Genomic DNA, 23,201 nt, shown 5'->3' on the forward strand with positions numbered 1-23,201 from the left:
AGCGATCGCGCCCAGGTGGTCATGTTGGAGACTCCAAGAACAACAGGAGGGAATTGTTCCCTTGATTTCTATCCTGCGGTCAATAGGCATTAGGGAGAGTTGAGAATAGATTGCATTTAATAATGCGTCTGATAAGCGAGATCGCAAGCGGCGCAGTTTCAACTACCCTAGGAAATAGTCCTTAATGCACTGTATGCCACGCAACCATGGCCGAAACGTTCATGTTTAATGCCCTTCGGGCTGCCATTGATGAAGAAATGGAGCGCGACCCCACTGTATTTGTCTTAGGGGAAGATGTGGGGCACTATGGCGGCTCCTACAAAGTCACTAAAGATCTCTACAAAAAGTACGGTGAGCTGCGCCTGCTGGATACCCCCATTGCCGAAAACAGTTTTACAGGGATGGCAATCGGGGCAGCAATGACCGGCTTGCGTCCGATTGTTGAGGGCATGAACATGGGCTTTTTGCTTTTGGCCTTCAACCAAATTGCCAACAATGCAGGGATGTTGCGCTATACCTCTGGCGGAAACTTCAAAATCCCAATTGTTATTCGCGGTCCTGGCGGTGTCGGGCGTCAACTGGGAGCTGAGCACTCCCAGCGCCTGGAAGCCTACTTTCAAGCAGTGCCGGGATTGAAAATTGTGGCCTGTTCTACCCCCTACAACGCCAAGGGATTGCTCAAATCTGCTATTCGCGATCCCAATCCGGTGCTGTTTTTTGAGCATGTGCTCCTCTACAACCTCAAGGAAGACCTGCCAGAGGAGGAATATCTCCTTCCCCTCAACAAAGCTGAGATTGTCCGCAGCGGCGAAGAGGTGACCATCTTGACCTACTCGCGGATGCGCCACCATGTGCTACAAGCGGTGAAAACCCTTGAAAAAGAGGGTTACGACCCAGAAGTGATCGACCTCATTTCCCTGAAGCCTCTGGACTTTGAAACCATTGGTGCCTCGATTCGTAAAACCCATCGCGTCGTGATTGTGGAAGAGTGCATGAAGACGGGGGGAATTGGCGCCGAACTCTCAGCCTCGATTATGGAGCGCTACTTTGACGAGTTGGATGCGCCGGTCCTTCGCTTGTCTTCCCAAGATGTGCCCACCCCCTACAACGGCACCCTAGAGAATTTAACAATTGTGCAACCGCCCCAAATCGTAGCGGCAGTGCAGAAGCTGGTACAGGGACAGATTTGACCATGGGGAAATATCGCGGCTGGCTAATTGTCATTTTGGTGTTGCTGATGGCCGCCACAGCGGTCATTGTGCGCACACCGGCTCGTCTGGGCTTAGATTTGCGGGGGGGAGCCCAACTGACCTTACAGGTGCAAACAACGGAGAAGGTGCCGCAAATTACACCCCAAGTCCTAGCAGCCGTTCAAGGGGTGGTACAACGGCGAATTGATGGCCTTGGCGTTGCCGAGGCGGTGGTGCAAACTGCAGGGGATGATAAGCTCTTAGTGCAATTGCCGGGGGTAACGGATCCTCAGCAGGCGGAGCGGATTCTTAAGGGGACAGCCCAACTACTCTTTGCCTCCCAAAAACCAGGCACAGAGGCACAACTGAAAATTGAGCAGCAACTTCAGTCGCAACTGCTTTTGGAACAAGTCCAACTCCTAGCTGAGCAGGCGCAGAATGCCAACAATCCTGAGGCCTTGAAGGAAATTGAGGCAAAGCTAGCCAAAAACCAGGAATCCCTTGAAAAAAGCCAGCAGGCAATCGCGAGCCTGTTTACGCCCTCCGACTTAACAGGAGCGATGCTTAAAGAAGCCTTCGCCAGCCCCGTAGCCCCCGGCTCTCCCAACTGGAGTGTAATTGTTCGCTTTGATAGCCAAGGAGCAGAACTCTTTGCCCAGCTTACAAAAGAAATTGCTGGGACAGGACGAAGCTTAGGAATTTTTCTGGACAATCGCCTGATTAGTGCGCCCACGGTCTCCGTCGAATATGCTCAAACGGGCATTGTTGGGGGAAGCGCCGAAATTTCCGGTGGTTTTAATGCCCAAAGCGCCAATGATTTAGCCATTCAATTGCAAGGGGGAGCGCTACCTGTGCCCCTAGAGGTAGTGGAAAACCGCACAGTGGGTGCTTCCTTGGGTCAAGACAGCATTCGCGATAGCCTCTATGCCGGTTTGGCGGGTTTGGTGTTGGTGCTGATCTTTATGGTGGCCTACTACCGCCTGCCGGGACTGATTGCCGATATTGCCCTGATCCTCTACGCCATCTTTACCTATGCTGCATTTTTGCTGTTTGGGGTAACCCTGACATTGCCGGGGATTGCGGGTTTTATCCTCAGTATCGGTATGGCGGTCGACGCCAATGTCCTCATCTTTGAGCGTACCCGTGAGGAATTACGGACTGGGAAAACCCTCTACCGTGCCGTTGAATCGGGGTTTGATCGCGCCTTTGCCAGTATTCTTGACAGCAACGTTACCACCTTGATTGCCTGTGCTGCCCTCTTCACCTTGGGCACAGGATTTGTGCGCGGTTTTGCCGTGACCCTTGCCATTGGGATTGGCATTAGTATGTTTACTGCAATTACCTGTAGTCGCACCCTTCTGTTTTATGTCATTAGTATTCCCAGTCTGCGCCAGCCCAATTGGTTCTGTCCAAAACTGGAGAATGTCCGATGAGCTTTAGTGTCAATCGCCAGCGATCGCTTTGGTGGGGGCTATCCCTGGTGGTAATTCTCAGCGGCCTTGCCGCCATGGTTTTCTCTTGGGCATCCCTAGGGAGTCCGCTGCGGTTGGGCTTGGATTTTATCGGTGGCACGCGGTTGCAATTTGAACTGGCTTGTAGTGCCACGAAGACCTGTTCCCAGCCCATTGATATTGATGCCGTGCGCCAGATCCTCAATGAACAGGGATTGGGCAAAAGCAGCCTGCAGGTGATTGATCAATACGGGCTGAGCATTCGTACAGCACCCCTCAATGTGGATCAGCGCACCCGCCTCAGCGATGTCCTTACGCAAAAAATTGGTAATTTTGATCCTCAGAAAACGCAAATTGAGACCGTTGGCCCCACGCTTGGGGAGGAAATTCTGCGATCTGGATTGCTAGCACTACTGGCGTCGTTTATTGGCATTACGATTTATCTCACGCTGCGCTTTCAGTTTGACTATGCCTGTTTTGCCCTTGTTGCCTTGGTTCATGATGTGCTATTGACAACAGGGGTGTTTGCCATTCTCGGACTTGGGGCAGGGGTGGAAATTGACAGCCTTTTTCTTGTAGCACTGCTCACAATTATTGGTTTTTCTGTGAACGACACGGTGGTCATCTACGATCGCGTGCGGGAAACCCTGAAGCTCAACCCTAACCTTGGCATTAAGGAAGTGGTGGATCAGGCGGTTGTCCAAACCCTTGGTCGCTCGATTAATACCACCCTAACGACGCTCCTGCCTTTGATGACTATCTTTATCTTTGGCGGCGACACGCTGCGCTATTTTGCCTTAGCGCTAATTGTTGGTTTTACAACAGGAGCCTATTCCAGTATTTTTATTGCCAGTACGCTCCTTGCCTGGTGGCGCGATCGCCACCCCCCCCGTCCTGCTGCGAATACACTGGAGACAACCCCTACACCCTAACTGGTTGTGCTTATTCCCCTCACCCAAGAAAAAGTCCGTCAATTGGTGCCACTGGTGGCCACGGGTTCCCAGTATCGCTATGTTTGGGGTAAGTTGCAGGATTTTCTGCGACGCTTAACCTTCTCCGTAGTGGCGGTGGCCATTGTTGCCTTTGGTTTGAATTTTTTAGGGGATAGCACTCAACTGGTTTTGGGGCTGATTGCCGGTCTCTATTGGCTCTGGGCACCGGCAGTGCTGGCTACCTTTCGCAATCGTCGCCAGCGGCGGTTTCCCTATGGGGGCTTTTGGCGCGGGCGGGTCTTGGGGGTCTATGTTACCGAAGAGCTAGTGGGCAAAGAGGAGACGGTTGACGACAAGGGACAACTAGTGATTATTGAGAATCGTGAACGCTGTCTAAATCTAGAGATTGGTGATAAAACGGGCTTTGAAACAAGAGTTCGCGCCAAGTTGCTGCGTCAACATCGAGGTATTCGCCCAGGGGATGCGGCGGAAATGCTGGTTCTCTCCCGTCGCCCCGATTTGGCAGAGATTGAACTAATCTCTGAAGTGTTTCTGCCTCGCCATCGCCTCTGGGTGGGCACCTACCCAATTTTGCAGCGGGATGTTTTTGTCGATCTGTCGGAGAGGCTGCGGCGCAAGACCCGTCCTCAAACTCCGCGGCGATCGCCCCGACCACGAAGTTCCAGCCTGTGATACCTTAAAGGAAAGAAATAAAAGTTAACAATTTCCGATATTCCCTTGACTGCTCTTACTTCCCCTTTTGTTTTTCCTTTCCTGCACCTTGGCTCACGGCTGGGTTGGTTGCTCTTTGGCTTTGCTGCCTTCTTGGTGTCCATTCCTGTTTTTATTGAGGCGCCCTTGGTGCGGGCATGGCCGTGGCTGAGTTTGACCCTGACGCCGCTGTTTCTGGGTCTTAGTTTCTATCTGCAACGCCAAACCCACTCCCGCTATTGGGGTGAGATGCTCTATGGATTTAGTTGGTGCTGGGGGGCAGGTTCGCTCTACTGGGGATGGTTGCGCTGGGAACCTCTGTGGCACTTGCCTATTGAGGCTCTACCCATGCCGCTAATGCTCTGGCACCTACGGCAGCGGCAGCAACTGGTGGGGGTGTTCTTTTTTGGGGGATCTTTTTTGGGTACGGCGATCACCGATGCCTACTTTTACCTGATTGACGTAATTCCCCACTGGCGAGCCATCATGTACCTCGAAGGGGATGTCATTTCCGTTCAGGAGATGCTGGCGCAGGCGATCGCCCAAGCCCAGACGTTTAGTGGCCAGGTGTGGGGAGTTCTTTTGAGCCTAAGTTTGCTTCTCATTGGTTTGCTGCCCCTCTTTGAATCCCAGATTCGGCGTGGTCACCCCGCCCTCTTGCCCTTCTGGGGATTTATGGGCGCTGTCTTGAGTACGCTCGTTGTTGATGGTCTTTTTGGCCTCACTATTGGCTTGTTATCTGTAAGTTAAAAGGGTGACTCTCTCTTAGCGCAAGTGACTACAATCAGCACAGAGGGATTCAACGACAGTCATGGGGGTTTTTGCTCACCTTTGCTTAATGGGTTCGGCTCTTCTTTTTGCCCTTGAGGGCTATTATCGGCTGAAGCTAAAGGAAATGAAGGTGGCCAGCTCTAGCTCCATTGGCGAGTTACAGCAATGCCAGCGGCAGGTGGCACAGGAAATGGGCAGCGGCAGTTGGCGCGAGTACGTGCAAGTGTTTGGTCAAGTGGCCACCTCTCAGCCGCTGCTTTCAGAGGTGAAGCGGATTCCCTGCGTCTATTACAAAACCATCATCAGCCGCGAGTACAAAAAAGAGGGGGGCGATCGCCGCAATCCTCGAGAACGCCACTCAGAAATCATTGGCCGCCATGAGCAGTCAACCCTCTTCTTTCTGCGAGATCAGCAAGGGCAGATTGAGGTGAACCCCCTCGGGGCTGAAATTGAGGCAGTGCAGGTTTTAGACGAGCTGCGGCCAGCCGATAAACCCCACTCTTTTTCGCTCTCGCTGGGGTTTTTGTCCTTGAACTGGCGCTTTGGCAATACTCCAACCCTCGGCTATCGCTATCAGGAGTGGGTGTTGCCTTTGGGGCAGCCTGTCTCAGTCGTGGGCATGGCCTCAGATCAGGGGGGGGTTCTCCGCCTGCAAAAGCCGCAAAGCAGGGGACAGAAATTCATCATCTCTCTGAGTTTTGAAAATCAGCTTATCCAGGAGTACAAACAGCAAAGACGGAAAATGACCTATGCTTCCCTGAGTGCTGCCCTCTGTGGTGTCTGTGGTCTAGTCTTGGCCTTGTTTTAGCTAACGGCGGGAAGCCCCGCCGCGTATGCTTGCGTCGGTGTCGGGAGTACGTCACTTAGGTTCTTGCTGTGGGTTTTTAGGGTAAACCCAGATGATCCGCCGCTGATTGGCGGCAATTAAATTGGCCTCCTCCTGGGCAATGCGCTGCCGAGCTTGGGGCTGGCGATCGCGCTCCTGTTCTAACTGCAATTCCTTGACTCGTGCTTCCAGTTGCGCTACTTCTGCTTCGAGGGCATGGAGTTTTTGCAGTTGACTGAGCTGATAGGGCACTAGTTTAGCGATCGCCCCAAGGGCAAAGGCGAGCAGCACTAGATTCACTGTAATTTTGGCACCAGCTTCCCAGGCGATCGCGGGAATTCTTCGAGGAGAGTGAATCATGACTCAACCGTGAATAGCAATTTGTCTATCAGTATAAAAAGAAAAAAGCAGTTCCCTTGCCTCAGCAACCACATTGGGAACCGCCTCATCAATGTTAGTTTGGAAAAGTAAGGTGATGTAGCCAGTGGTCAGCAACTGTAACAGCTACTTGTACAACTCAGTGGAAAGACGAAATGCCAGCACCGCAGGCAGCAGAGCAATCACAAGAGCAACATAAACTTGGGTATCGGTCAGCGCCATGAACAACTCCTTTGTGGAATAACAGTCGCGATCAAGTGCTGTATTTATTACTCCATAGGTGCTTACCTTTGGCAACGCCTGCTCATAGTTTTTAACATTTCGCATTTAGGTCTGTCGATTCACCCGCGGAGGCCAGTGGGGCAGCCGTCGCAGAATAGTCAGCATTGAAAGCCCTGTGCCGACAAGTGTTAGCAAACTCAGCCCCACCAAGAGAACATAGAAGGGACGCCCCACCTCCCCCCAATAGGTTCCCTGATGCAGGCTCAGAAAAATCGCCGCCTGTTCTTTGGAGAGGCCAAACCAGTTGCGCCCAAGGCGATAGGCAATTCCCGTTGTGGCGCTCACAAACAGGGGCAAGGCTGCAATGGCAGCCAAAAGATGATGCAGTTGCCGTGCGAACCCCTGGGCAGGGAGCGATCGCCCCCACAGGAGACCCAAACCCGTAGCAATGATTCCCAGCAAGCCCAAACCAAGGATCAATACATACAGCGGTACCCCCCATTCCCCCAAATAGCGGCCTTCATGGAAGGTCATCATTGCCCGCCCAAAGTCCTTGGATAGCCCAAACCAACTGCGCCCAAGACGATGGGCAATTCCCGTTGTAGCAGAGATCAATAGGGGTAGGGCAAAAAGTAGAACCAAGAATTGATGCCCCTGACTACTTATTTTGGTAAGGCGCTGTTTGAGAGTACTCATGGCTACACCTTTACAGGCAAAGGAATTGGCAGTGTAAAAGCAGTACCGCGATCCCCCATGTAGGGGCTGGTAACCTGCAAGCTCAGACCGTAGGGGCGGAGTAAATCCTGAGCGATCGCCAAGCCCAAACCACTGCCCTCAATTTCGCTGTCGGCTTGCACGCCGCGATAGCCGCGTTCAAACAGTCGCGACTGCGCCTCTTCGGGAATCCCACAGCCTGTATCCCACACCGTTAATTCTAAGACAGCCGGTGTGAGGGTCAAACGCAGACCAATCGTACCTCCTTTGGGGGTGTACTTAAAAGCATTGTCCAGTAAGTTGCCCACCACCTCCTGCAACACCCGTTCCTCCAGCCAGATGGGCGGCAGTTGAGACGGTAGCTCCACGACAAAAGCCTTGCCCTCCATTTCAGCACGGGCTTGGGCAGCGCTGATCAGGGGAGAGAGGGTTTCCGTCAGATCTAGGGGTTTACCAGCAAGGGGTAGGGGTTGGCTGCCCGTCAGGGCAGGAGTATTGTTGCGCTGTTGGCGATAGTCCTCCAGCAATGCCATCAGCCGCTCTGTTTCCTTGGCAATCCCTTCAGCAAGAGAGCGCCCTTGGTGATCAGGTTCCAACCGTTTGAGCAGGAGCTTGACAAACGTACGAATGGCAGCTACAGGATTGCGCAGTTGGTGGAGCAGATCGTCAAAGCGTTGCTGCTGCTGATCTAGTGTGTTGGCAGGAGAATGGCGGAGCCATTGTTGCCGTTGATCTAGGACGCAGGCGATCGCTAGCGTTTGAGCCACTTGTTGCAGTTGTGCCTGCTCTGCGGCCAACCAGGGCCGATGCTGCCGCTGCGCCACCAGCACTCCCAAGACCCAATTTTGGTACATCAGGGGCAGAATCAGGTGATTTGTTAATGACGACACCACCTGTTGAGGGTGATACGTTAAAGGGATCTCTGGTGCTGCTGTTAACAGTGATAGTGTTGATGACATCGGTAAGCTCAGGGGGGGTGCCGCCTCTGGATAGACGGCCACAGGGAACCATGAAGGGGAGTCATTGAGGGTTTCACTGAGATAGACCGCCAGTGAAGAGGCCCCCAGGCTGTTGACAATCAACTCCAACTGGGTGCGACAAAGGGCAGCAAACTCTTCGCTGGCGGGCCAGAGCATCTAGGCAGTCACCTCAGAGTGACTCGACGACTGCGGAAGCAAGGCTTGAAAATCCCCACTCCCTTTTGTGTATTCTTCCAGCAATTGCTTTTCAAGGGGAAGCAGATTGGGGTCGGGGTCAGCCTCCTGTTCCCTCAGGGTTTCTTCAATAAGTCCCATTTGCTCCTCGGCTTCCGCAAGGGCAGTGAGGAGTTCCTCATTGACGGGCACACTACCGTTTTGACTCACGAGCAACTGGTAGCGATCGCGCAAGTCATTGAGTTCCCGCTGCAGCGCCTCTTTTTCAGCCGTGAGCTGCTCTGTCATTTGTCTGTAGAATTTGAACGCCATTAGAAAAGGGACGAGCTTTTCCCGAAGCGTCATATGGTCAATATCGAGTTTGGTATAGCGTTCTGCCAGTTGGCTATAAGCTTGGCACAGACGTAGGTAACGTTGGCTGAGGTTATCCATAGGTTATCTAAAGAAATAGCTGGTTGATGCGCTACCCCCTATCATAAACGGGCAGCCCTTTGGTCACCATTGTGACGGGTTCACAAATAGAAACAGTGCAAACTAAGCTACAAAAATTTTAATTGAGTTGTGGTCTCCGACTTACCACTGCCAGTGCCCAGATGGCCATGGGGCGCAGGTACATGCAAGCACGGAAAGTGCCATTGGCCGTGATCGCCTCTGGGGTACGAAATTGCAGGCCATTCTCATAGATTTGACGTACCACCACCTCGGCTAGGCGCCATGCTTCCTCGATCATCCCCCGTTGCCACAAAAAAGCAGCCAAGCCAAAGTTAATCCCGATCCAGACTTCGAGGGGATGGGTAGCGTGGGGGTTTTCCGGCTGACCGTTGGGTAATAGACCATTGGCCGCTCCCAACTGGCCATTGTGAAATTCAAGAAAGCAAGTGTTATAGATGTTGCGCAGGGCGCGATCGCAACAGTCCGAGGGCACAATATCCTCTAAGCCCAACAGTTGGGCATAGAACTGACCACAGAGCTGGTCGGCCATGACAACCTCTGAACCGCTCTCGGTGTCAAGACGATAGTACTCCCCGTTCCAAAGGAGCCGATGGTAGCGGGGGCGAGCGTGGTTTAGCCACTGGCGGTAGGTTGCCACTTGCGGTTGTTGGAGCATTGTGCCGAGGGCGATCGCTGCCTCTAGGGCTGCCAACCACAAGCCGCCACAGTAGGCACTTACCCCCTGTAGCTTCCAGTCATCGTAGGTTTGATCTGGGGCGCCGCCATTTTCTGGCAGACCATCGCCATCGCGGTCAAATTGTTTCAAGTAGTTCAAAGCTGCTACCACAGCCGGCCAGCATTCACGGGCAAAGTCAAGATCTGTTCCCCCTGTAAACAAAAAGTCCCGATAGACCAAAAGGACAAAGTCCGAGGCTAAGTCTTTCCAGAGATTGCAGTCTTGATAGGTCGTGTAGTTAGTCTGCTCCCAGGGGTGCTCATTGGGGGCACCGAGATCGTGGGGCACCGCATTGGCAAGTTTGCGGGGGGCTTTGTAGGCAGTTTTTGGATCACCGCGGTAGAAGTAGCCAATGATTCTCAGGGTTGGATCGGCGGTTGGAATTGCCCGCGCAAAGGCACGCATTACGGACTTTTCTAGTTCTGGCCACAATTGCAGCAGGGCAAAGGAGCCATAGAGGCGCACATCGAGACTTTCATACCAACGGTAGTCAAGGCATTCGAGAACCGCAAACTGCCCCACAGGGTCGCGATCGCTGGCGGCACTCCAGAGGCTACCGCCACTGCTGAGAACGTATAGCTCATTACACAGGGCCATCTTGAACCAGTCGGGCCACTCGGGATGCTTGAGGATGGGTTCCTGCCAAGTGCGAATCTGCTCCTGCCAAGTAGCATAGGCTGCAAGACCTCTTGCGGCAAGGGTGACGGCATTGCTCCCCGAGCGATCGCAAAAATCCGTGTAGCGGCGGTAATAGATCACCCCCTTGCCAAACTCTGTCACAGGAAAGTCCCACGCCAAGACCACAGGAATTTGTTGTGTTCTCCCCGCTGCCAAGGAAAAGCGTAGGGCAAAGGCGGCGGCCACCTGTTCTCCCGCTGCCGCTGGGGTTGGATCATTGACGAGGGGAAGGGAACCATCCACAGAAAATGACTGCCACAGTTCTGCCCCATCCCCCTCCGGCTGCCAGCGACTACAGCCAAAAAACTCCCCTAAGCCTGTGGGAATCAGGGCTGCCCATTCGCCATCGCCCTCTTGGGGTGGACTTGGGTGGGGGTTGCGCCGCAATCGCCAACCTCGATAGGACGCTGTTTGAACCAGTTCATTAAAATTCCCGTCACTTTGACCCCAGCGGGGCGTGTAGGTATAGACGGGACTACCGTCATCGCGAATTTCAATGGCTGAAGAGGGGGTGGTGTTGCAAAACCAACCGACGGTGTTTTGCCATGAGAACATCAAGCTCAGGGTGAGGGTCTGATCCGTGGGATTGGTAAACGTCCACAGAAACACCGCCACAGGATAACTGGTTTCTTGGTAGTTGTGGGGCAAAATCGGCGAAAACTGTTCGCAGGTGATCTGGGCGCTAAAGACCCCCTCATAGACAAACCAACTGCGGGGATAGCGGGCAGCGTAGAGACCTTTGCCAGCAGGATACCATTGCCAACTACTGAGGCGGCCATCGTTGGGGGCGCTCCCTAAGGCGTAGGCCTGTTTCTGTTCTCCCTGCTCAAAGAGACTAAATTGACAAGCGGGTAGGGTGGCAAAGAGGTGTTCTCCACCATCGAGGTGCCAGAGGTTAAAGTCGCCAGCAGAGGAACGGCCAATACAGCCCGCGCCAAAGCCTCCAAGGGGCATCCCATGCCAAGGGCCATCGTCTAAATTGCTGGTATAGCGAACGCGATAAGGATTCTTCCAGCCCTGGGCGATCGCCCGTGTCCAAGCACAATTGGCAAATTCAATCACGCTACTTTCTACTGTCTGACTACTGTCTGAAGATGCGCCTGATCCAGAATACCGCTTCAGCGCTGTGCCATGACTTGGCACTTGGCACAGAGGCCAAAAAACTCAAGGGTGTGGTAAAAAATCTCAAAGTGATAGGACTGTTGTAGCTCGGTTTCTAAGTGCTGCACTGGACAGTGGTCAATTTTTATCGATGTCCCACACTGCAAACAGGTGAGATAGTGCTGATCCTGCTGTACCAAGCTATAGACCAGTTCCCCACTGGGTAAGGGGCGTGCTTGGACTTCACCATTGATGCGCAAATACTCTAGGGTGCGATAAACCGTGGCAAGACCTAGGGGTGTTTGCCGTTGCCGCAGTTCTAAAAAAAGTTCCTGCGCCGAGAGCGATCGGCCACTAGCCCTAAGGGCATCGAGAATAATCACTTGACTACGGGTGCGTCGCGGTGGCATATCAATAGAGCAACATTACCTTGATTTTACCCTTCCCTTTGGGGCTGCAATGAAGTGAGCCTGTCACTTTCACGTTTTATTTTTATAGTGAGCCAATGTCCTAGGCTCACTTTTTTGATAAGCAATGCAAAGTTCACGTCTCGACGGTTAGATCACGCTTGCGGCACTTGGCTCAGGCAAATTTCCCAGTGCTGTGACGTACTAGCAGGGTTGATTTTCACAACCGACCGCCCAGCTACCCCAGTGTCGGCACAACTTTCTGAAGCCTGTCTCTAGTTGCAGGCTGCGGGTAAACACTATGGGAAGTTGTGCTTTGGCATCAGTCCTACTTCATCGCCAGTGGTGGAGCGGTCGCAGCAGTACATTGAGCAGCAAGATTTCCCTTCGGAAGAGTGCGGGGCTTCCCGCCAATGAGCTAAAGTCTAGTCACTTGAGAGTCTTTGCTGGCGATCGCCCCTAACACATGAGCAATTAAATAAAGGGAACCACAGACCACACCGCGATCGCCAGTTCTATTAAGTGCTTCAGTTACATCCTTAAAAAGGCGGCACTCTGCTAACTGAGGACAACAAGTGCGCGCAAGTCCCTGCAAGTCCTCTAAGTCAGCGCTAGCGTGAGCCGGCACGGGTACCAGTAACAGGCGATCGCCTGCCCGTAGGAGATGTTTGAGAATCCCCTCGTGATCTTTATTGGCCAGCATCCCCACCACCCACGTCACTTCTTGCCACCCTAGTTGATCTACATATTGTCGCAGGTAGGCGGCTGCGGGAGCATTGTGGGCACCATCAATGAGCAGTTTTCGCCCTTGCCAAGGTAACCATTGCAGTCGTCCCGGCCAGCGGGTTTGTGCTATCCCCTGTTGAATTGCTTCGAGGGAAATTTGCCAGCCTTGGGTTTGCAAGCATTGCAGAGCGGCAATCGCGATTGCTGAATTGACTAACTGCATCTCGCCGGCCAAGGGCAAGGGATACTCGATGCCACGCCAGGTCGCCCATCCAAGACGATCAGCACACCACTGAGCCGGCTCCGGCCAAATCGCTGGGCACGCCAAGGCGTCTAAACGCTTTGCAATCACCGCCTGCGCCTCCGCAGGAACAGGACCAATGACAGCAGGTACCCCTTGCTTGAGAATGCCCGCCTTTTCAGCCGCGATCGCCCCCAAGCTATTACCCAACCGCTGCCAATGATCCCAACCAATGGAGGTAATCACACTTACCAAAGGGGGCTGACACACATTCGTTGCATCCAAGCGTCCTCCCAAGCCCACCTCGATCACCGCCACCTCCACCTGTTGCTGGGCAAAATAGAGCCATGCGGCTGCTGTGATCACCTCAAACTGACTGGGGGGATAGGCCACCTGTGGTAGTACCGCTTCAATCTGCTGAATCAACCTTAAAAAAACTTCAGGGGCAATGGAGTTACCATCAACACAGATGCGCTCACACCAACTCAACAGATGGGGCGAGGTATAACGACCCGTTCGATAACCCGCCGCCCGTAAAACACTATCCAAATAGGCACACACCGAGCCTTTGCCATTTGTCCCCGCAACGTGGATCAAGGGCACTTGTAACTGGGGAGACCCCAAAGCACTCAGCAGCGCTTGGATGGGTTCAAGACCAAGGCGAATTCCAAAGCAGGCATAGGGACTTAATGCCGCCGTCAGTGGATCAGTCACAGCCAGCTAGATTGAAAAGGATTAGCGGGGTTCGCGGCGACCATTGTGCCATGTAGCAATAATGCGAGAGCCATCTGGCAGGGTGAGCACCCCCTGTCCTTCAAATAAGCCATTGCGAAACTGTCCGGCATAGCTTGTGCCATCTGCAAAGGAGAGCATCCCTGTTCCATGATACTTGCCCGCTAGAAACTGCCCCTCATAGCGGGTACCGTCGGGAAAAGTGAGCACCCCTTCCCCATGATACTGACCATTGAGAAATGTGCCCTCGTAGCGTTGGCCGTTGGCCAGTTGCAAAACTCCCTTGCCATTGAAGATGCCATCCGCAAAGCCACCTTCGTAGCGTCCACCATCAGCATAGGTAAGTACCCCCTGACCGTGGTAGCGGCCATTGCGAAATTCCCCCTCGTAACGGTTGCCATTGGCCATTGTGAGAATGCCTTGGCCATTAAAGCGGCCATTCAGCAACTCCCCTTTGTAGGTACTGCCGTCGGGGAGAGTCATGGTCGCGTCCCCGCTGACGCGCCGCCCTTCATAAACAGCGATTTGAGCAGTGACAGGAGCCCAGTGCAGGGTTGCACATCCTAAACCAACAAAGCAAAAACTCATCACCCAGCGGTGGATAACAGCAGGATTTGGGTAGTGCGGATGAGTCATTACTGGACACTCCACAAGGGTGGACAATTGCAGCTTCTTTAACTGGCACAGCTTACTCCCTATGCAAAATTGAGGCAGAGAGTTTAGTTTTTGTATCGTGGAATACATATGGCTAAGGCTAGGTTCCGGGATGACTAACTCATTTCTGCCAGACGTTCCAACTAAAGGAATAAAAAACCCCCACCCCCGTTGAGCTGGCTGACTAAAGAGTTTAAGCGTCTGCGGTGGCCGAGTTATGGGCTAGGTTTGAGGCTGGGAACGGCGTCGCCGACAGCGGTCGGAACAGTATTTAACCTCCTGCCAACAATCCGCCCACTTTTTGCGCCACTGAAAAGGACGGCCGCAGACGACACAAATTTTGCTGGGGAAGTCCGCTTTGCGCCGTTGTTTTGCCATAGATTCTCAAGCTCTACACATCGGTAACACAGGCGGCCAACTGCGTCAGTAGCGTCTGATGATCTAAGTTCTGGCCAATAAGCACCAGTTGATTTTTGCGTTCGCCCTTCCAGTCTTCATCATCGAGGCTAAAGCGCTTGCCACTGAGGTGAAACACATGGCGACGGGGACTTTCCTTAAACCAAAGGATGCCTTTGGCGCGAAAGACAGATTCGGGTAATTGGTGGTCAAGAAAATACTGGAATTTCCGCAGTTCAAAGGGGCGATCGCTCTGGAAGGAAACAGAGGTAAAGCCATCCTCCTCCAAGTGATTAGAGTGATGGTGATGGCTACCATGATCACAATGTTCGTCACACCCATGATCGTGGTCGTGAGCGTGATGATTATCATGTTCGTGCTCCGCTTCGGGCTGGAAGTAGCGATCGCTCTGAAACAGCCCCACACTTAGAATTAAAGGAAGAGGCACCTGAGCCTTGACAGTGCGAATAATTCGTGCCCCTTCTCGCATTTCGCGAATCCGCCGTTCTAGCTCCTGCAAGCGTTCCTCAGTCACTAAATCCGCTTTGTTGAGAAGGATAATATCGCCATAGGCAATTTGGCTTTGGGCAGCACTGCTATTGAACAGATCGAGACTAAAGTTTTCTGCATCCACCACCGTAATAATCGAATCTAATCGGGTGAGATCCCGCAGATCGGTACCTAAAAATGTCAAGGCCACTGGCAGAGGATCCGCTAGCCCCGTCGTTTCTACCACTAGATAGTCCACCTTATCGGGGCGTTCAAGAACCCGATAGACAGCATTTACTAAATCCTCGTTGATCGTGCAGCAGACACAGCCATTGCTGAGTTCCACCATGTCGTCCTCACTGGCCACCAGTAGCTCATTGTCAATGCCAATTTCACCAAATTCATTAACGAGCACAGCAGTTTTCAGCCCCTCTTGATTGGTCAGGATATGGTTGAGGAGCGTTGTTTTGCCACTGCCGAGAAACCCCGTAATAATTGTCACTGGCAGGCCGTGCTTCAGTGTGTCCATTTTGGCGGTTGTAGAAACGGGAGAGGTCGTCATAGGCGGTGTGTCAAACGTGAGAATTATTCTCAAATTATAGCCGCTGCAACTCACTCAAGGGGTCGGCGATCGCTGTAGGCTAGAAACAGATGTTTATATTTAATTCACTCGTGCCGTAGAGCTGTGTTCAAACGCTACTTTGCGCATATTAGAGCGTTCCACAAAATACGGTAACCTGTTGGAGCTTAACGATTAATCCTGTATGTCCAATCAGCCGTTGCAACGACGCACCAAAATTGTCGCCACCATTGGTCCAGCCGTCAGCCACCCCGATAAACTGCGAGCGATTATCCAAGCGGGAGCGACCACCCTGCGTCTGAATTTTTCCCATGGTACCCACGACGATCATCAGCGCAGCATCCGCCTGATTCGCCAGATCTCCTATGAATTGGGGCAACCTGTAGGCATTTTGCAGGACTTGCAAGGGCCCAAAATTCGCCTTGGCAAGTTTGAACATGGCTCTATTTCCCTGAAGCGGGGCGATCGCTTTACCCTCACTAGTCGCTCTATCATGGGCAATCAGCATATAAGTTCCATTACCTATCCCCCCTTGGCTCAAGAGGTTCCCGTCGGGGCTACCATTCTGCTGGATGATGGCCGCGTTGAAATGGTGGTGGAAGAAGTGGATAGGGAAGCTGGTGAACTCCACTGCCGAGTGGTTGTTGGGGGTACCCTCTCCAATGCTAAGGGGGTCAACTTTCCGGGGGTTTACCTCTCGATTAAAGCCCTGACCGAAAAAGATCGTGAGGATTTGATGTTTGGCCTCAATCAAGGGGTGGATTGGGTGGCTCTCAGTTTTGTTCGCAATCCCCAAGATGTGCTGGAGATTAAAGAACTGATTGCCAATGCCGGTAAGCAGGTGCCGGTGATTGCCAAAATCGAAAAGCATGAGGCGATCGAGCAAATGGATGCCATCCTCTCTCTTTGTGATGGCGTGATGGTGGCACGGGGCGATTTAGGGGTTGAATTGCCCGCTGAAGATGTGCCGATTCTGCAAAAACGGCTCATTGCCGCAGCTAACCGCTTGGGCATTCCCGTGATTACGGCCACACAAATGCTGGACAGCATGGTGAAAAGCCCCCGCCCCACCCGTGCGGAGATTTCCGATGTTGCCAATGCCATTCTCGATGGCACGGACGCGGTGATGCTCTCCAACGAAACGGCGATGGGGGACTATCCCGTTGAGGCGGTGAAGATGATGGCCACCATTGCCGCCCGCATTGACAACCAACCCCAACTGCGCCAGCCTCCCGTTGTTGAGTCGATGGCAGTGCGTTCGATTCCCAATGCCATTAGCCAAGCGGTAGGACAAGTGGCAGCTCAACTCAAGGCTAAGGCAATTATTACCCAAACAAAAACAGGGGCAACAGCGCGGAATGTTTCTAAGTTCCGTCCTCAAATTCCCATCTTGGCAGCAACCCCCCACATTGAAGTGGCACGGCGGTTGCAGTTGGTCTGGGGGGTAGAACCGCTGCTGACATTAGATCACCCTTCGATGCGGCAATCATTTCAAGCAGCTATTAATGCGGCTCAGGAGCGGGGCTTCCTCGAGGAGGGGGATCTGGTGGTGATGACTGCTGGTACACTCCAAGGGGTGCCTGGCTCCACGGACATGATCAAGGTGGAACTGGTCACCTCAGTGATGGGGCGGGGCTGTGGCATTGGTCATGGGTCGGTGAGTGGCCCGGCACGGGTGGTGCATGAAGGAATGCCGGTGCGCACGTTTAACAGTGGGGAAATTTTAGTTGCCGAGCGCACCAGTGCTGAACTCGTAGCAGCCATTCGCAAAGCGGCAGGCATTATTACCGAAGAGGACAGCCTCACTAGCCATGCGGCAGTTTTGGGGTTGCGGCTGGGAATTCCGGTGATTGTCGGGGTCAAAAATGCCACCCGCCTGATTCGGGAAGGCACAATCTTGACAATGGATGTGGAGCGGGGGTTGGTCTATTCCGGTGCCTGCAATGGTGTTGAGCGATCCCCCGAATAGGAGTGATAGATGATTTTTTTTCAGACTAGCCCCTATCTTACGGATTTAGTCGCACGGACGCTTCAAGCCACTTGGCAACAGTTTCCTTGGCTAGGACAAGAGGACATTGCCCTGACTTTACTGGTGTATCCGCCGCCCATTCCCGTCAATACTGGGGGTGCCCTCACCGCAGCGGAATTTTGGCAATACTCGATCCCCGGTGCCGACTATCGGGGCGACGTGCCCTTCTATCCAGCCAGCGTTGTGAAGCTGTTTTATTTGGTGGCCTGTCATGAATGGCTCCACAGTGGTATGCTCCAACCCGATGCGGAATTGGAACGCGCTATGCGGGATATGATTGTGGACTCCAGCAATGATGCGACTAGTTTGGTGGTGGATATGCTCACAGGAACCACCAGTGGTCCGGTGCTGCCGCTGGAACCCTTTCGGACATGGCAATACCAGCGGAATATTGTCAATCGCTATTTTCAGTCGTTGGGGTGGCCAGAGCTAGCTCCTATCAACGTGAATCAAAAAACGTGGTGTGATGGCCCCTATGGGCGAGAACAGGAGTTTGTCGGGCGCGATCGCCAGAATGCAAATCGGCTAACCACCAATGCAACCGCTAGGCTGCTCCACAGTATCGTTGGCGGCGTGGCAGTGTCTGCTCAGGCTAGTCAAGCCATGATGGAGTTGCTGGAGCGATCGCTGGATCCAGAGCTTTTGGCTGAGGATCCAGAAAACCAAGTGCAGGGCTTTTTGGGGGAAGGGCTACCGCCGGGGGCAAAGCTGTGGTCAAAGGCGGGACTCACCAGTTGGGTACGCCATGATGCCGCCTATATTGAACTACCCGATCACTGCCCCTATACCTTGGTGGTCTTTGTGGAAAATCGCACCGCCAGTACAAATACAGAGGTATTGCCCTTCATTTCTCGTCAGATTGCCAGTGGTATTCCGACCCTAGAGAGCACCGGAGTACTGTAGGCCACTGACAACCCCCGCCGCTAACAGGTGACCAAAGCTCGTGGTAGCCAGCAGTTCCGGCAGACCAAAGCCTTCAAAGAGGGCGGGCAATGAAATGGGTAAACCGGGGCCTTTTCCCCGTGATTGAATGGCATAGCGGCCAATGGCGATCGCAAACAGGTTGCAGAGGATCACCACCAAACCCACAGAGGGCGTCCAAGTCGTATCGGGGAGTGTGGCTAACACCATGGTTCCTCCTAAATGGGTACAATTGCCCATGAATTATACGGAACGGCCTGATTGCCTGCCCCAGTTCGTTACAAAATAGTGCATCTCGTTACAAATGCTTAACTCAACCATCTCCACAACCATTGCCGTCAAAATTTGTGGCTTGACTTTGCCAGAGCAGGCAGTCGCGATCGCCGAAATGGGCGTCCGTGCCCTTGGGTTTATTGCTGTGCGCCGCTCACCCCGCTATGTGCCCCCAGAAGTGATTGCAGACATTTGCTGCCTATTGCCCCCTTCAGTGCTCACCGTAGCCGTTGTTGCCAATCCCAATCTGGAAGAATTGCAACATCTTGTTACAACCACAGGGGTACAAGGGGTGCAGCTCCATGGCAGCGAATCTCCTGAATTTTGCCAGCAGGTGCGCGATACCTTCCCCGAGCGCGTGCTGATCAAAGCCCTGCGGGTGCGATCGGCGGCAACACTGGCGGAGATTCCCGCCTATGCGGCCATCGTGGATCGCATTCTCTTGGATGCCTATCATCCCCAGCAGTTGGGGGGTACGGGTCAGCCCTTTGATTGGACACTGCTTAAAGGCCTACAGATCCCTTGCCCCTGGTGGCTGGCGGGGGGGATTACGCCCGAAAATTGTCGTCAGGCGATCGCCCAAACCCAACCCCAAGGCATTGATTTAGCCAGTGGTGTGGAAAGCCGGCCGGGGGTCAAGGATTTAGAGCGCGTGGCAGCATTACTGAGTAACCTAGGGATAAATGCAAATCATTCCCCGCACCCTGAGGCTCCCCGCCTCTAGCCGCAACTCCTGAATAGCTACCCCGTCCCCCAAATCAATGGCCACTGTGGGGTGCGTGTTAGGTTCCCCTGGCCAGTGCACATTTTCTAGACAGAGCGTCCGCTCATCCTGTAAGCGCAGACGGATCCTCAAATGCCAATCTATCTGCTCCCCTTGGGCATTCACCATCGAGAACACGAGGTGGAGGTAACCAGCCCCCAATTCTCCCTGTGTATGCAGTAATTGCCACTCTTGGAGATTGACCCCCGCTTTGCCTAAGCCCCGCTGATCCAAGAGTTTCAGCAGTTCCCGCAGGCCGGATTGCAGCAGGGGCGCTCCCAAGGAGGCGCTGAGATCCTCTTGGCTGAGAACCACTTCCCCATGCACGGGCACTGCTGCCAACAGTTTGAGGGGTTTCCCTCGCAACACCTGTCCTAGATTTATCTGAATCTGTTCCGCCTGGACTACGGCATGGCGCAATTGAATGCCGCGATAATTCGCCCTAGCGGCGGCAACGCGCACATGGGGTAAATACCCCCGCAGAATCTGGCGATCGCCCCCTTGAATTTCAATTGCCAATTCCGTTGCCTGCTCCAACTGGGAGGCTAGCCACCAACGCAACGCCGGTTGCAATACCCGCGGAATCAGTCCTTGTTCAGAGGTTAGGGGCGCCACAGCGGCAGCTTTTGCCTGCGCCATTTCTGGCGACGTTAACGACATACGCACTCCTCACACACTTTTTGGATCATACCCAAGTTGACCCTGTGCGCAGCAAGCGCCGCCGTCTTTGGGTTTTGGTTTAGCTACGCCGGAACTGGGTCTTGCGGGTGCGCAATTAATGGATTAAGACTAAGGGGGAGACACGCCCAGATGGCCTGTGAAGTGAGCAGCTCAATGCTGCGCCTGAGCGCTGTAGGCATCTTTGGCCTCCAGGACGGGGAAGATGTCAGTAATACAGTTAGCTTGCTGACTTTAGCGAAGCGAGAGACTGGTTTGGTCTTGCCAGAGGCAACTTTCTTCATCTGCTGGAAATCGAGTACTAGGAACGCGCTGATGTGCCGCTCAGCCATGCTTGCGATCGCCCCTCCGCCGCCCTCCGGGGACGACCTTCTTTTCGGATTTGTACTGGAGGGAGCCGGCGTTCTTCCTCAGGAAGAGAGGGCAACCAATAGGTGGGGATCAACCTTGAGGCGAGTGGCTAAGGTTTGTAGGTGACGGCGATCGCCCTCGGTAAGGTGCATGCCATTCTGGCGTAGTTCACCTATGAGGGTATAAAGCTGCTCCTGTGCCCGATCCAAATTCAGGTGCAAACCTAAAGCATCCCCAATTGTAATCAAGTCTTGAAGCAGCGGACTCAACTGGCTAAGGGTATCACTGCTGAGGTGATGGGCAAGGTAACGCAATCCGGTGCTAATTTGCTGTTCGAGGCGCCGCTGTTGCTCCTGAAGACTAAGATGGCAGCCCAACAACCGCGCTTCGCGGGCGATCGCTGTCAGTTCTGCTAAATGGCTTTGCAGATCTGTCAAGGGCAAATCACCAAGATCGCTGAGGTCTTGCTCTAAACTCCGCAAATGGCTAATAGCCCGATGGGTCAAAGCCACCGCTGCCGCGACCTGCAATTCTTGGGGCACACTCAGGCCATCCCGCTGAAACCCCATGAGAATCCCATAGTTATCGCGATAGACTTGGGTATAAAGCTGATCCAAGCGGGTGAGGGTTTCCCGTGCCAGCACACCCATGAGGCGATGTCGTTCCTCTGCAAAGAGATCGTCCAAGCTGTAGGCCACCCCCCCAAAGCGTTCCGTAATTGCCATAACCACCCGCGCCGCACTGCCCTGTTGGAAAACTTGCAGGAGATGGGTTTTAATTTGGCTATATTCGCGCCGCCCTTGGAAGGGTTGAATCGCACAGTGGAAATCCCAGCCCCCCAAATGCAAGACAGCAAAGATCAGCAGTTGTGACTCGGTTGTAATCGTTGAAGTGAGTTGAATCTGGCCGATCGCCAATGTCAGGCTGCCCATGCGTTGTAGATGATAATCCCCCTGCTCAATCTCATAGCAGTAGAGCTGATGTTGGCGGGGGTAGCTATTAAAGAGGGAACTCATGGCATAGTGGGCGGCCACCTGCTGCAAGCTAATTTGAGCTGTTTTCACCAACTGGTAATAGACCCCTGCCCCATTGCCAAACTGTGGTACATTGCTGGGGGCGGCTGCCAGACGTTCGACAAACTCGGGTTCCAACTGCACACCGGCAACATCCCCTGCAAGCTCGATCGCCCGTGCCGCATAGCGGAGAATTTGTACCCCCTCAGGCCGTGAGAGTTCATCAAAGAACCAACCACAACTGGTAAACATCAGCAGGGCATGGTGCTGCATCTCCAGCAGGCGTAGGGCATCAATTTGTTCGCTTTGACTCAGGGGACGGCGTTGATGTTGCGCCAAAAAGCGGTGCAGGGTTTCTGGGGAGCGATCGCCCATCACCTGAATATAGGCGTCGCGGGCAGCCCAAACCTCCTGAAATAGCTCGCCCCCCAGGGTTTCATAGAGGTCAATTAGCTCATCCCGCAGCCAGTTCAGCGCATTCCGCAATGGGCGTCGCCAAAGCTGATGCCACTCGCCACCGCCACCGCAGCCACAATTGTCCTGCCAGCGATCCACGCCATGGGCACAACTCCAAGCGGTAACCGGTTTAAGTTCTACCTCCCATGTGGGTGGAAACAGGCTCAGGTAATAGGCAAAGTTGGTGATTTGCCAGCCCCGCTGGGGAAATTCCACCTTAAAGGCATAGGCGAGGGTCTTTTCGCCGCCATATTTGTGATGGCCAAAGGTCTCACCGTCGGTAGCAACGGCAATAATTTGACTGGGGCGATGATCACCGCGCACTGCCTGCCCCAACCGTCCTGCTAGAAATTGTGAGCTTGTGAGCAAGTCACTAAAGCCGATGTCCCGCGAAATGGGGCCATCGTAGAAGAAAATGTCTAGGTAATCGCGCTGGCGATCGCCCCCCGGTAAATAGCAGCGATAGGGGCGTGTCGGATCAATTTGGCTGCCGCTGACTTCAATCCACTCGCTGTCACCATCAGCGAGGATAGGACGACAGCGTTGGGCTTGGGAAGGTGCCAAAATCGTGAAGCGAATCCCCTCCTGAATCAGGGCAGCTACAGTTTCATCATCAATCGCGGTTTCCGCAAGCCACATCCCCTCTGGTTCTCGGCCAAACCGCCGCCGAAAGTCGGCTTTGCCCCAACGAATTTGTGTGAGTTTATCGCGATAGTTGGCCAAGGGCAAAATCATATGGTTATAGACTTGGGCGATCGCGTTGCCATGGCCATTGAAGCGCTGACAACTGTGGTGATCGGCTTCAATAATCCGTTGATAGACCTCCAGATCGTAGCGCTCAAGCCAACTAAAGAGAGTCGGGCCAATATTAAAGCTCAGGTATTCAAAGTTATTGACAATGTCAATGACCTCACCGCGATCGTTCAAAATACGGGCAAAGGCATTGGGGCGATAGCACTCGTAGTAAATCCGCTCGTTCCAATCGTGGAATGGCTGGGCACTGGGCTGGTGTTCAATGGCATTGAGATAGGGATTTTCGCGGGGGGGCTGGTAGAAATGGCCATGGATTGTAACATATACCCCCAAAGCTTGCAGTTGATCGGTAGCAGGGGAAAAAGCAGCGGAAGTAACCTCTGTTGAATCAAGCATGCAGATCAACCACAAGACAACACATTCTTTGATCATCGGCGATCGCC

23 protein-coding genes are annotated in these 23,201 nt (G+C 53.5%); 9 read left to right on the plus strand and 14 right to left on the minus strand.

What is annotated here, in order from left to right; all coding sequences use genetic code 11:
• The first annotated feature begins 206 nt into the window (after window positions 1-206).
• The 6 genes from P3X23_RS06480 (at window position 207) to P3X23_RS06505 (ending at window position 5,863) form a co-directional block, all read left to right on the plus strand.
• Window positions 207-1,190, plus strand: a complete 984-nt coding sequence (locus P3X23_RS06480; protein WP_300874402.1) for an alpha-ketoacid dehydrogenase subunit beta — start codon at window positions 207-209, stop codon at window positions 1,188-1,190.
• Window positions 1,191-1,192: 2 nt separating this feature from the next.
• Entirely contained in the window at window positions 1,193-2,623 is a 1,431-nt protein-coding gene (gene secD / locus P3X23_RS06485) for a protein translocase subunit SecD (protein WP_300874405.1), read from the plus strand.
• Window positions 2,620-3,573 (plus strand): protein translocase subunit SecF, encoded by a 954-nt coding sequence (gene secF / locus P3X23_RS06490; protein WP_300874408.1) that lies wholly within the window; start codon window positions 2,620-2,622, stop codon window positions 3,571-3,573. Before secD ends, secF begins: the two co-directional genes overlap by 4 nt.
• Before the next feature lie 6 nt (window positions 3,574-3,579).
• Window positions 3,580-4,266 (plus strand): phosphate ABC transporter permease, encoded by a 687-nt coding sequence (locus P3X23_RS06495; RefSeq protein WP_300874411.1) that lies wholly within the window; start codon window positions 3,580-3,582, stop codon window positions 4,264-4,266.
• A 45-nt stretch (window positions 4,267-4,311) separates the two neighbouring features.
• Window positions 4,312-5,034, plus strand: a complete 723-nt coding sequence (locus P3X23_RS06500; RefSeq protein ID WP_300874414.1) for a DUF3120 domain-containing protein — start codon at window positions 4,312-4,314, stop codon at window positions 5,032-5,034.
• Between the two features lie 61 nt (window positions 5,035-5,095).
• Window positions 5,096-5,863 (plus strand): E3 ubiquitin ligase family protein, encoded by a 768-nt coding sequence (locus P3X23_RS06505; protein ID WP_300874417.1) that lies wholly within the window; start codon window positions 5,096-5,098, stop codon window positions 5,861-5,863.
• A gap of 51 nt (window positions 5,864-5,914) precedes the next feature.
• Here P3X23_RS06505 and P3X23_RS06510 read toward each other — a convergent pair whose 3' ends face one another.
• The 11 genes from P3X23_RS06510 to P3X23_RS06560 all read right to left on the minus strand — a co-directional run bounded on the left by P3X23_RS06510 (window position 5,915) and on the right by P3X23_RS06560 (window position 15,503).
• Entirely contained in the window at window positions 5,915-6,241 is a 327-nt protein-coding gene (locus P3X23_RS06510) for a hypothetical protein (protein ID WP_300874420.1), read from the minus strand.
• Window positions 6,242-6,385: 144 nt separating this feature from the next.
• Entirely contained in the window at window positions 6,386-6,481 is a 96-nt protein-coding gene (gene psaM / locus P3X23_RS06515) for a photosystem I reaction center subunit XII (protein ID WP_011056052.1), read from the minus strand.
• 105 nt (window positions 6,482-6,586) lie between these two features.
• Entirely contained in the window at window positions 6,587-7,177 is a 591-nt protein-coding gene (locus P3X23_RS06520) for a PepSY domain-containing protein (RefSeq protein ID WP_300874424.1), read from the minus strand.
• Between the two features lie 2 nt (window positions 7,178-7,179).
• The gene (locus tag P3X23_RS06525) at window positions 7,180-8,331 is read right to left on the minus strand and encodes a HAMP domain-containing sensor histidine kinase (RefSeq protein ID WP_300874427.1); all 1,152 of its coding nucleotides are present in this window, start codon (window positions 8,329-8,331) and stop codon (window positions 7,180-7,182) included.
• Complete coding sequence (locus P3X23_RS06530; protein WP_300874430.1) at window positions 8,332-8,781, minus strand: hypothetical protein; 450 nt, start codon at window positions 8,779-8,781, stop codon at window positions 8,332-8,334.
• 118 nt (window positions 8,782-8,899) lie between these two features.
• Window positions 8,900-11,257 carry a GH116 family glycosyl hydrolase gene (locus P3X23_RS06535; RefSeq protein ID WP_300874433.1) on the minus strand — a complete coding sequence of 786 codons (2,358 nt, stop codon included), beginning with the start codon at window positions 11,255-11,257 and terminating at the stop codon, window positions 8,900-8,902.
• A gap of 56 nt (window positions 11,258-11,313) precedes the next feature.
• Window positions 11,314-11,706: a Fur family transcriptional regulator gene (locus P3X23_RS06540; RefSeq protein ID WP_300874436.1), complete on the minus strand. Its 393-nt coding sequence runs from the start codon at window positions 11,704-11,706 to the stop codon at window positions 11,314-11,316.
• Between the two features lie 415 nt (window positions 11,707-12,121).
• Window positions 12,122-13,384 (minus strand): folylpolyglutamate synthase/dihydrofolate synthase family protein, encoded by a 1,263-nt coding sequence (locus P3X23_RS06545; RefSeq protein WP_300874439.1) that lies wholly within the window; start codon window positions 13,382-13,384, stop codon window positions 12,122-12,124.
• A gap of 21 nt (window positions 13,385-13,405) precedes the next feature.
• Window positions 13,406-14,038 carry a 2-isopropylmalate synthase gene (locus P3X23_RS06550; RefSeq protein ID WP_300874441.1) on the minus strand — a complete coding sequence of 211 codons (633 nt, stop codon included), beginning with the start codon at window positions 14,036-14,038 and terminating at the stop codon, window positions 13,406-13,408.
• Window positions 14,039-14,278: 240 nt separating this feature from the next.
• On the minus strand, window positions 14,279-14,434 hold the full coding sequence (locus P3X23_RS06555; protein WP_300874443.1) for a DUF2256 domain-containing protein: 156 nt from the start codon (window positions 14,432-14,434) through the stop codon (window positions 14,279-14,281).
• A gap of 13 nt (window positions 14,435-14,447) precedes the next feature.
• Complete coding sequence (locus P3X23_RS06560; protein ID WP_300874445.1) at window positions 14,448-15,503, minus strand: GTP-binding protein; 1,056 nt, start codon at window positions 15,501-15,503, stop codon at window positions 14,448-14,450.
• Window positions 15,504-15,705: 202 nt separating this feature from the next.
• Here P3X23_RS06560 and pyk point away from each other — a divergent pair, with 202 nt between their 5' ends.
• Window positions 15,706-17,490, plus strand: coding sequence for a pyruvate kinase (pyk, locus tag P3X23_RS06565; protein ID WP_300874447.1), 1,785 nt, complete (start codon window positions 15,706-15,708; stop codon window positions 17,488-17,490).
• 9 nt (window positions 17,491-17,499) lie between these two features.
• Window positions 17,500-18,453 (plus strand): serine hydrolase, encoded by a 954-nt coding sequence (locus P3X23_RS06570; protein ID WP_300874450.1) that lies wholly within the window; start codon window positions 17,500-17,502, stop codon window positions 18,451-18,453.
• Here P3X23_RS06570 and psaK read toward each other — a convergent pair.
• Window positions 18,430-18,681, minus strand: coding sequence for a photosystem I reaction center subunit PsaK (psaK, locus tag P3X23_RS06575; protein WP_300874453.1), 252 nt, complete (start codon window positions 18,679-18,681; stop codon window positions 18,430-18,432). The two genes, P3X23_RS06570 and psaK, sit on opposite strands and share 24 nt — an antisense overlap.
• A 94-nt stretch (window positions 18,682-18,775) precedes the next feature.
• On the opposite strand from psaK, the gene P3X23_RS06580 reads away from it, so the two are divergent.
• Window positions 18,776-19,468 (plus strand): phosphoribosylanthranilate isomerase, encoded by a 693-nt coding sequence (locus P3X23_RS06580; protein ID WP_300874455.1) that lies wholly within the window; start codon window positions 18,776-18,778, stop codon window positions 19,466-19,468.
• Here the strand turns inward: P3X23_RS06580 and P3X23_RS06585 are convergent.
• Both P3X23_RS06585 and P3X23_RS06590 read right to left on the minus strand, forming a co-directional pair.
• The gene (locus tag P3X23_RS06585; RefSeq protein WP_300874457.1) at window positions 19,418-20,167 is read right to left on the minus strand and encodes a DUF2993 domain-containing protein; all 750 of its coding nucleotides are present in this window, start codon (window positions 20,165-20,167) and stop codon (window positions 19,418-19,420) included. The genes P3X23_RS06580 and P3X23_RS06585 overlap by 51 nt on opposite strands.
• A 428-nt stretch (window positions 20,168-20,595) precedes the next feature.
• Window positions 20,596-23,154: a DUF3536 domain-containing protein gene (locus P3X23_RS06590; protein ID WP_300874459.1), complete on the minus strand. Its 2,559-nt coding sequence runs from the start codon at window positions 23,152-23,154 to the stop codon at window positions 20,596-20,598.
• Window positions 23,155-23,201 lie beyond the last annotated feature (47 nt).

This window comes from Thermosynechococcus sp. Uc (assembly GCF_029335995.1).
GTDB lineage: Bacteria > Cyanobacteriota > Cyanobacteriia > Thermosynechococcales > Thermosynechococcaceae > Thermosynechococcus.

Excerpts from the sequence above, each read along its gene's own strand:
- P3X23_RS06525 (WP_300874427.1), bottom strand. The coding sequence starts at position 8,331 with ATGCTCTGGCCCGCCAGCGAAGAGTTTGCTGCCCTTTGTCGCACCCAG.
- P3X23_RS06480 (WP_300874402.1), top strand. The coding sequence starts at position 207 with ATGGCCGAAACGTTCATGTTTAATGCCCTTCGGGCTGCCATTGATGAA.
- secD (WP_300874405.1), top strand. The coding sequence starts at position 1,193 with ATGGGGAAATATCGCGGCTGGCTAATTGTCATTTTGGTGTTGCTGATG.
- secF (WP_300874408.1), top strand. The coding sequence starts at position 2,620 with ATGAGCTTTAGTGTCAATCGCCAGCGATCGCTTTGGTGGGGGCTATCC.
- P3X23_RS06570 (WP_300874450.1), top strand. The coding sequence starts at position 17,500 with ATGATTTTTTTTCAGACTAGCCCCTATCTTACGGATTTAGTCGCACGG.
- P3X23_RS06520 (WP_300874424.1), bottom strand. The coding sequence starts at position 7,177 with ATGAGTACTCTCAAACAGCGCCTTACCAAAATAAGTAGTCAGGGGCAT.
- P3X23_RS06505 (WP_300874417.1), top strand. The coding sequence starts at position 5,096 with ATGGGGGTTTTTGCTCACCTTTGCTTAATGGGTTCGGCTCTTCTTTTT.
- psaM (WP_011056052.1), bottom strand. The coding sequence starts at position 6,481 with ATGGCGCTGACCGATACCCAAGTTTATGTTGCTCTTGTGATTGCTCTG.
- P3X23_RS06530 (WP_300874430.1), bottom strand. The coding sequence starts at position 8,781 with ATGGATAACCTCAGCCAACGTTACCTACGTCTGTGCCAAGCTTATAGC.
- P3X23_RS06560 (WP_300874445.1), bottom strand. The coding sequence starts at position 15,503 with ATGACGACCTCTCCCGTTTCTACAACCGCCAAAATGGACACACTGAAG.
- P3X23_RS06550 (WP_300874441.1), bottom strand. The coding sequence starts at position 14,038 with ATGACTCATCCGCACTACCCAAATCCTGCTGTTATCCACCGCTGGGTG.
- psaK (WP_300874453.1), bottom strand. The coding sequence starts at position 18,681 with ATGGTGTTAGCCACACTCCCCGATACGACTTGGACGCCCTCTGTGGGT.
- P3X23_RS06540 (WP_300874436.1), bottom strand. The coding sequence starts at position 11,706 with ATGCCACCGCGACGCACCCGTAGTCAAGTGATTATTCTCGATGCCCTT.
- P3X23_RS06555 (WP_300874443.1), bottom strand. The coding sequence starts at position 14,434 with ATGGCAAAACAACGGCGCAAAGCGGACTTCCCCAGCAAAATTTGTGTC.
- P3X23_RS06510 (WP_300874420.1), bottom strand. The coding sequence starts at position 6,241 with ATGATTCACTCTCCTCGAAGAATTCCCGCGATCGCCTGGGAAGCTGGT.
- P3X23_RS06590 (WP_300874459.1), bottom strand. The coding sequence starts at position 23,154 with ATGCTTGATTCAACAGAGGTTACTTCCGCTGCTTTTTCCCCTGCTACC.
- P3X23_RS06580 (WP_300874455.1), top strand. The coding sequence starts at position 18,776 with ATGCTTAACTCAACCATCTCCACAACCATTGCCGTCAAAATTTGTGGC.
- pyk (WP_300874447.1), top strand. The coding sequence starts at position 15,706 with ATGTCCAATCAGCCGTTGCAACGACGCACCAAAATTGTCGCCACCATT.
- P3X23_RS06585 (WP_300874457.1), bottom strand. The coding sequence starts at position 20,167 with ATGTCGTTAACGTCGCCAGAAATGGCGCAGGCAAAAGCTGCCGCTGTG.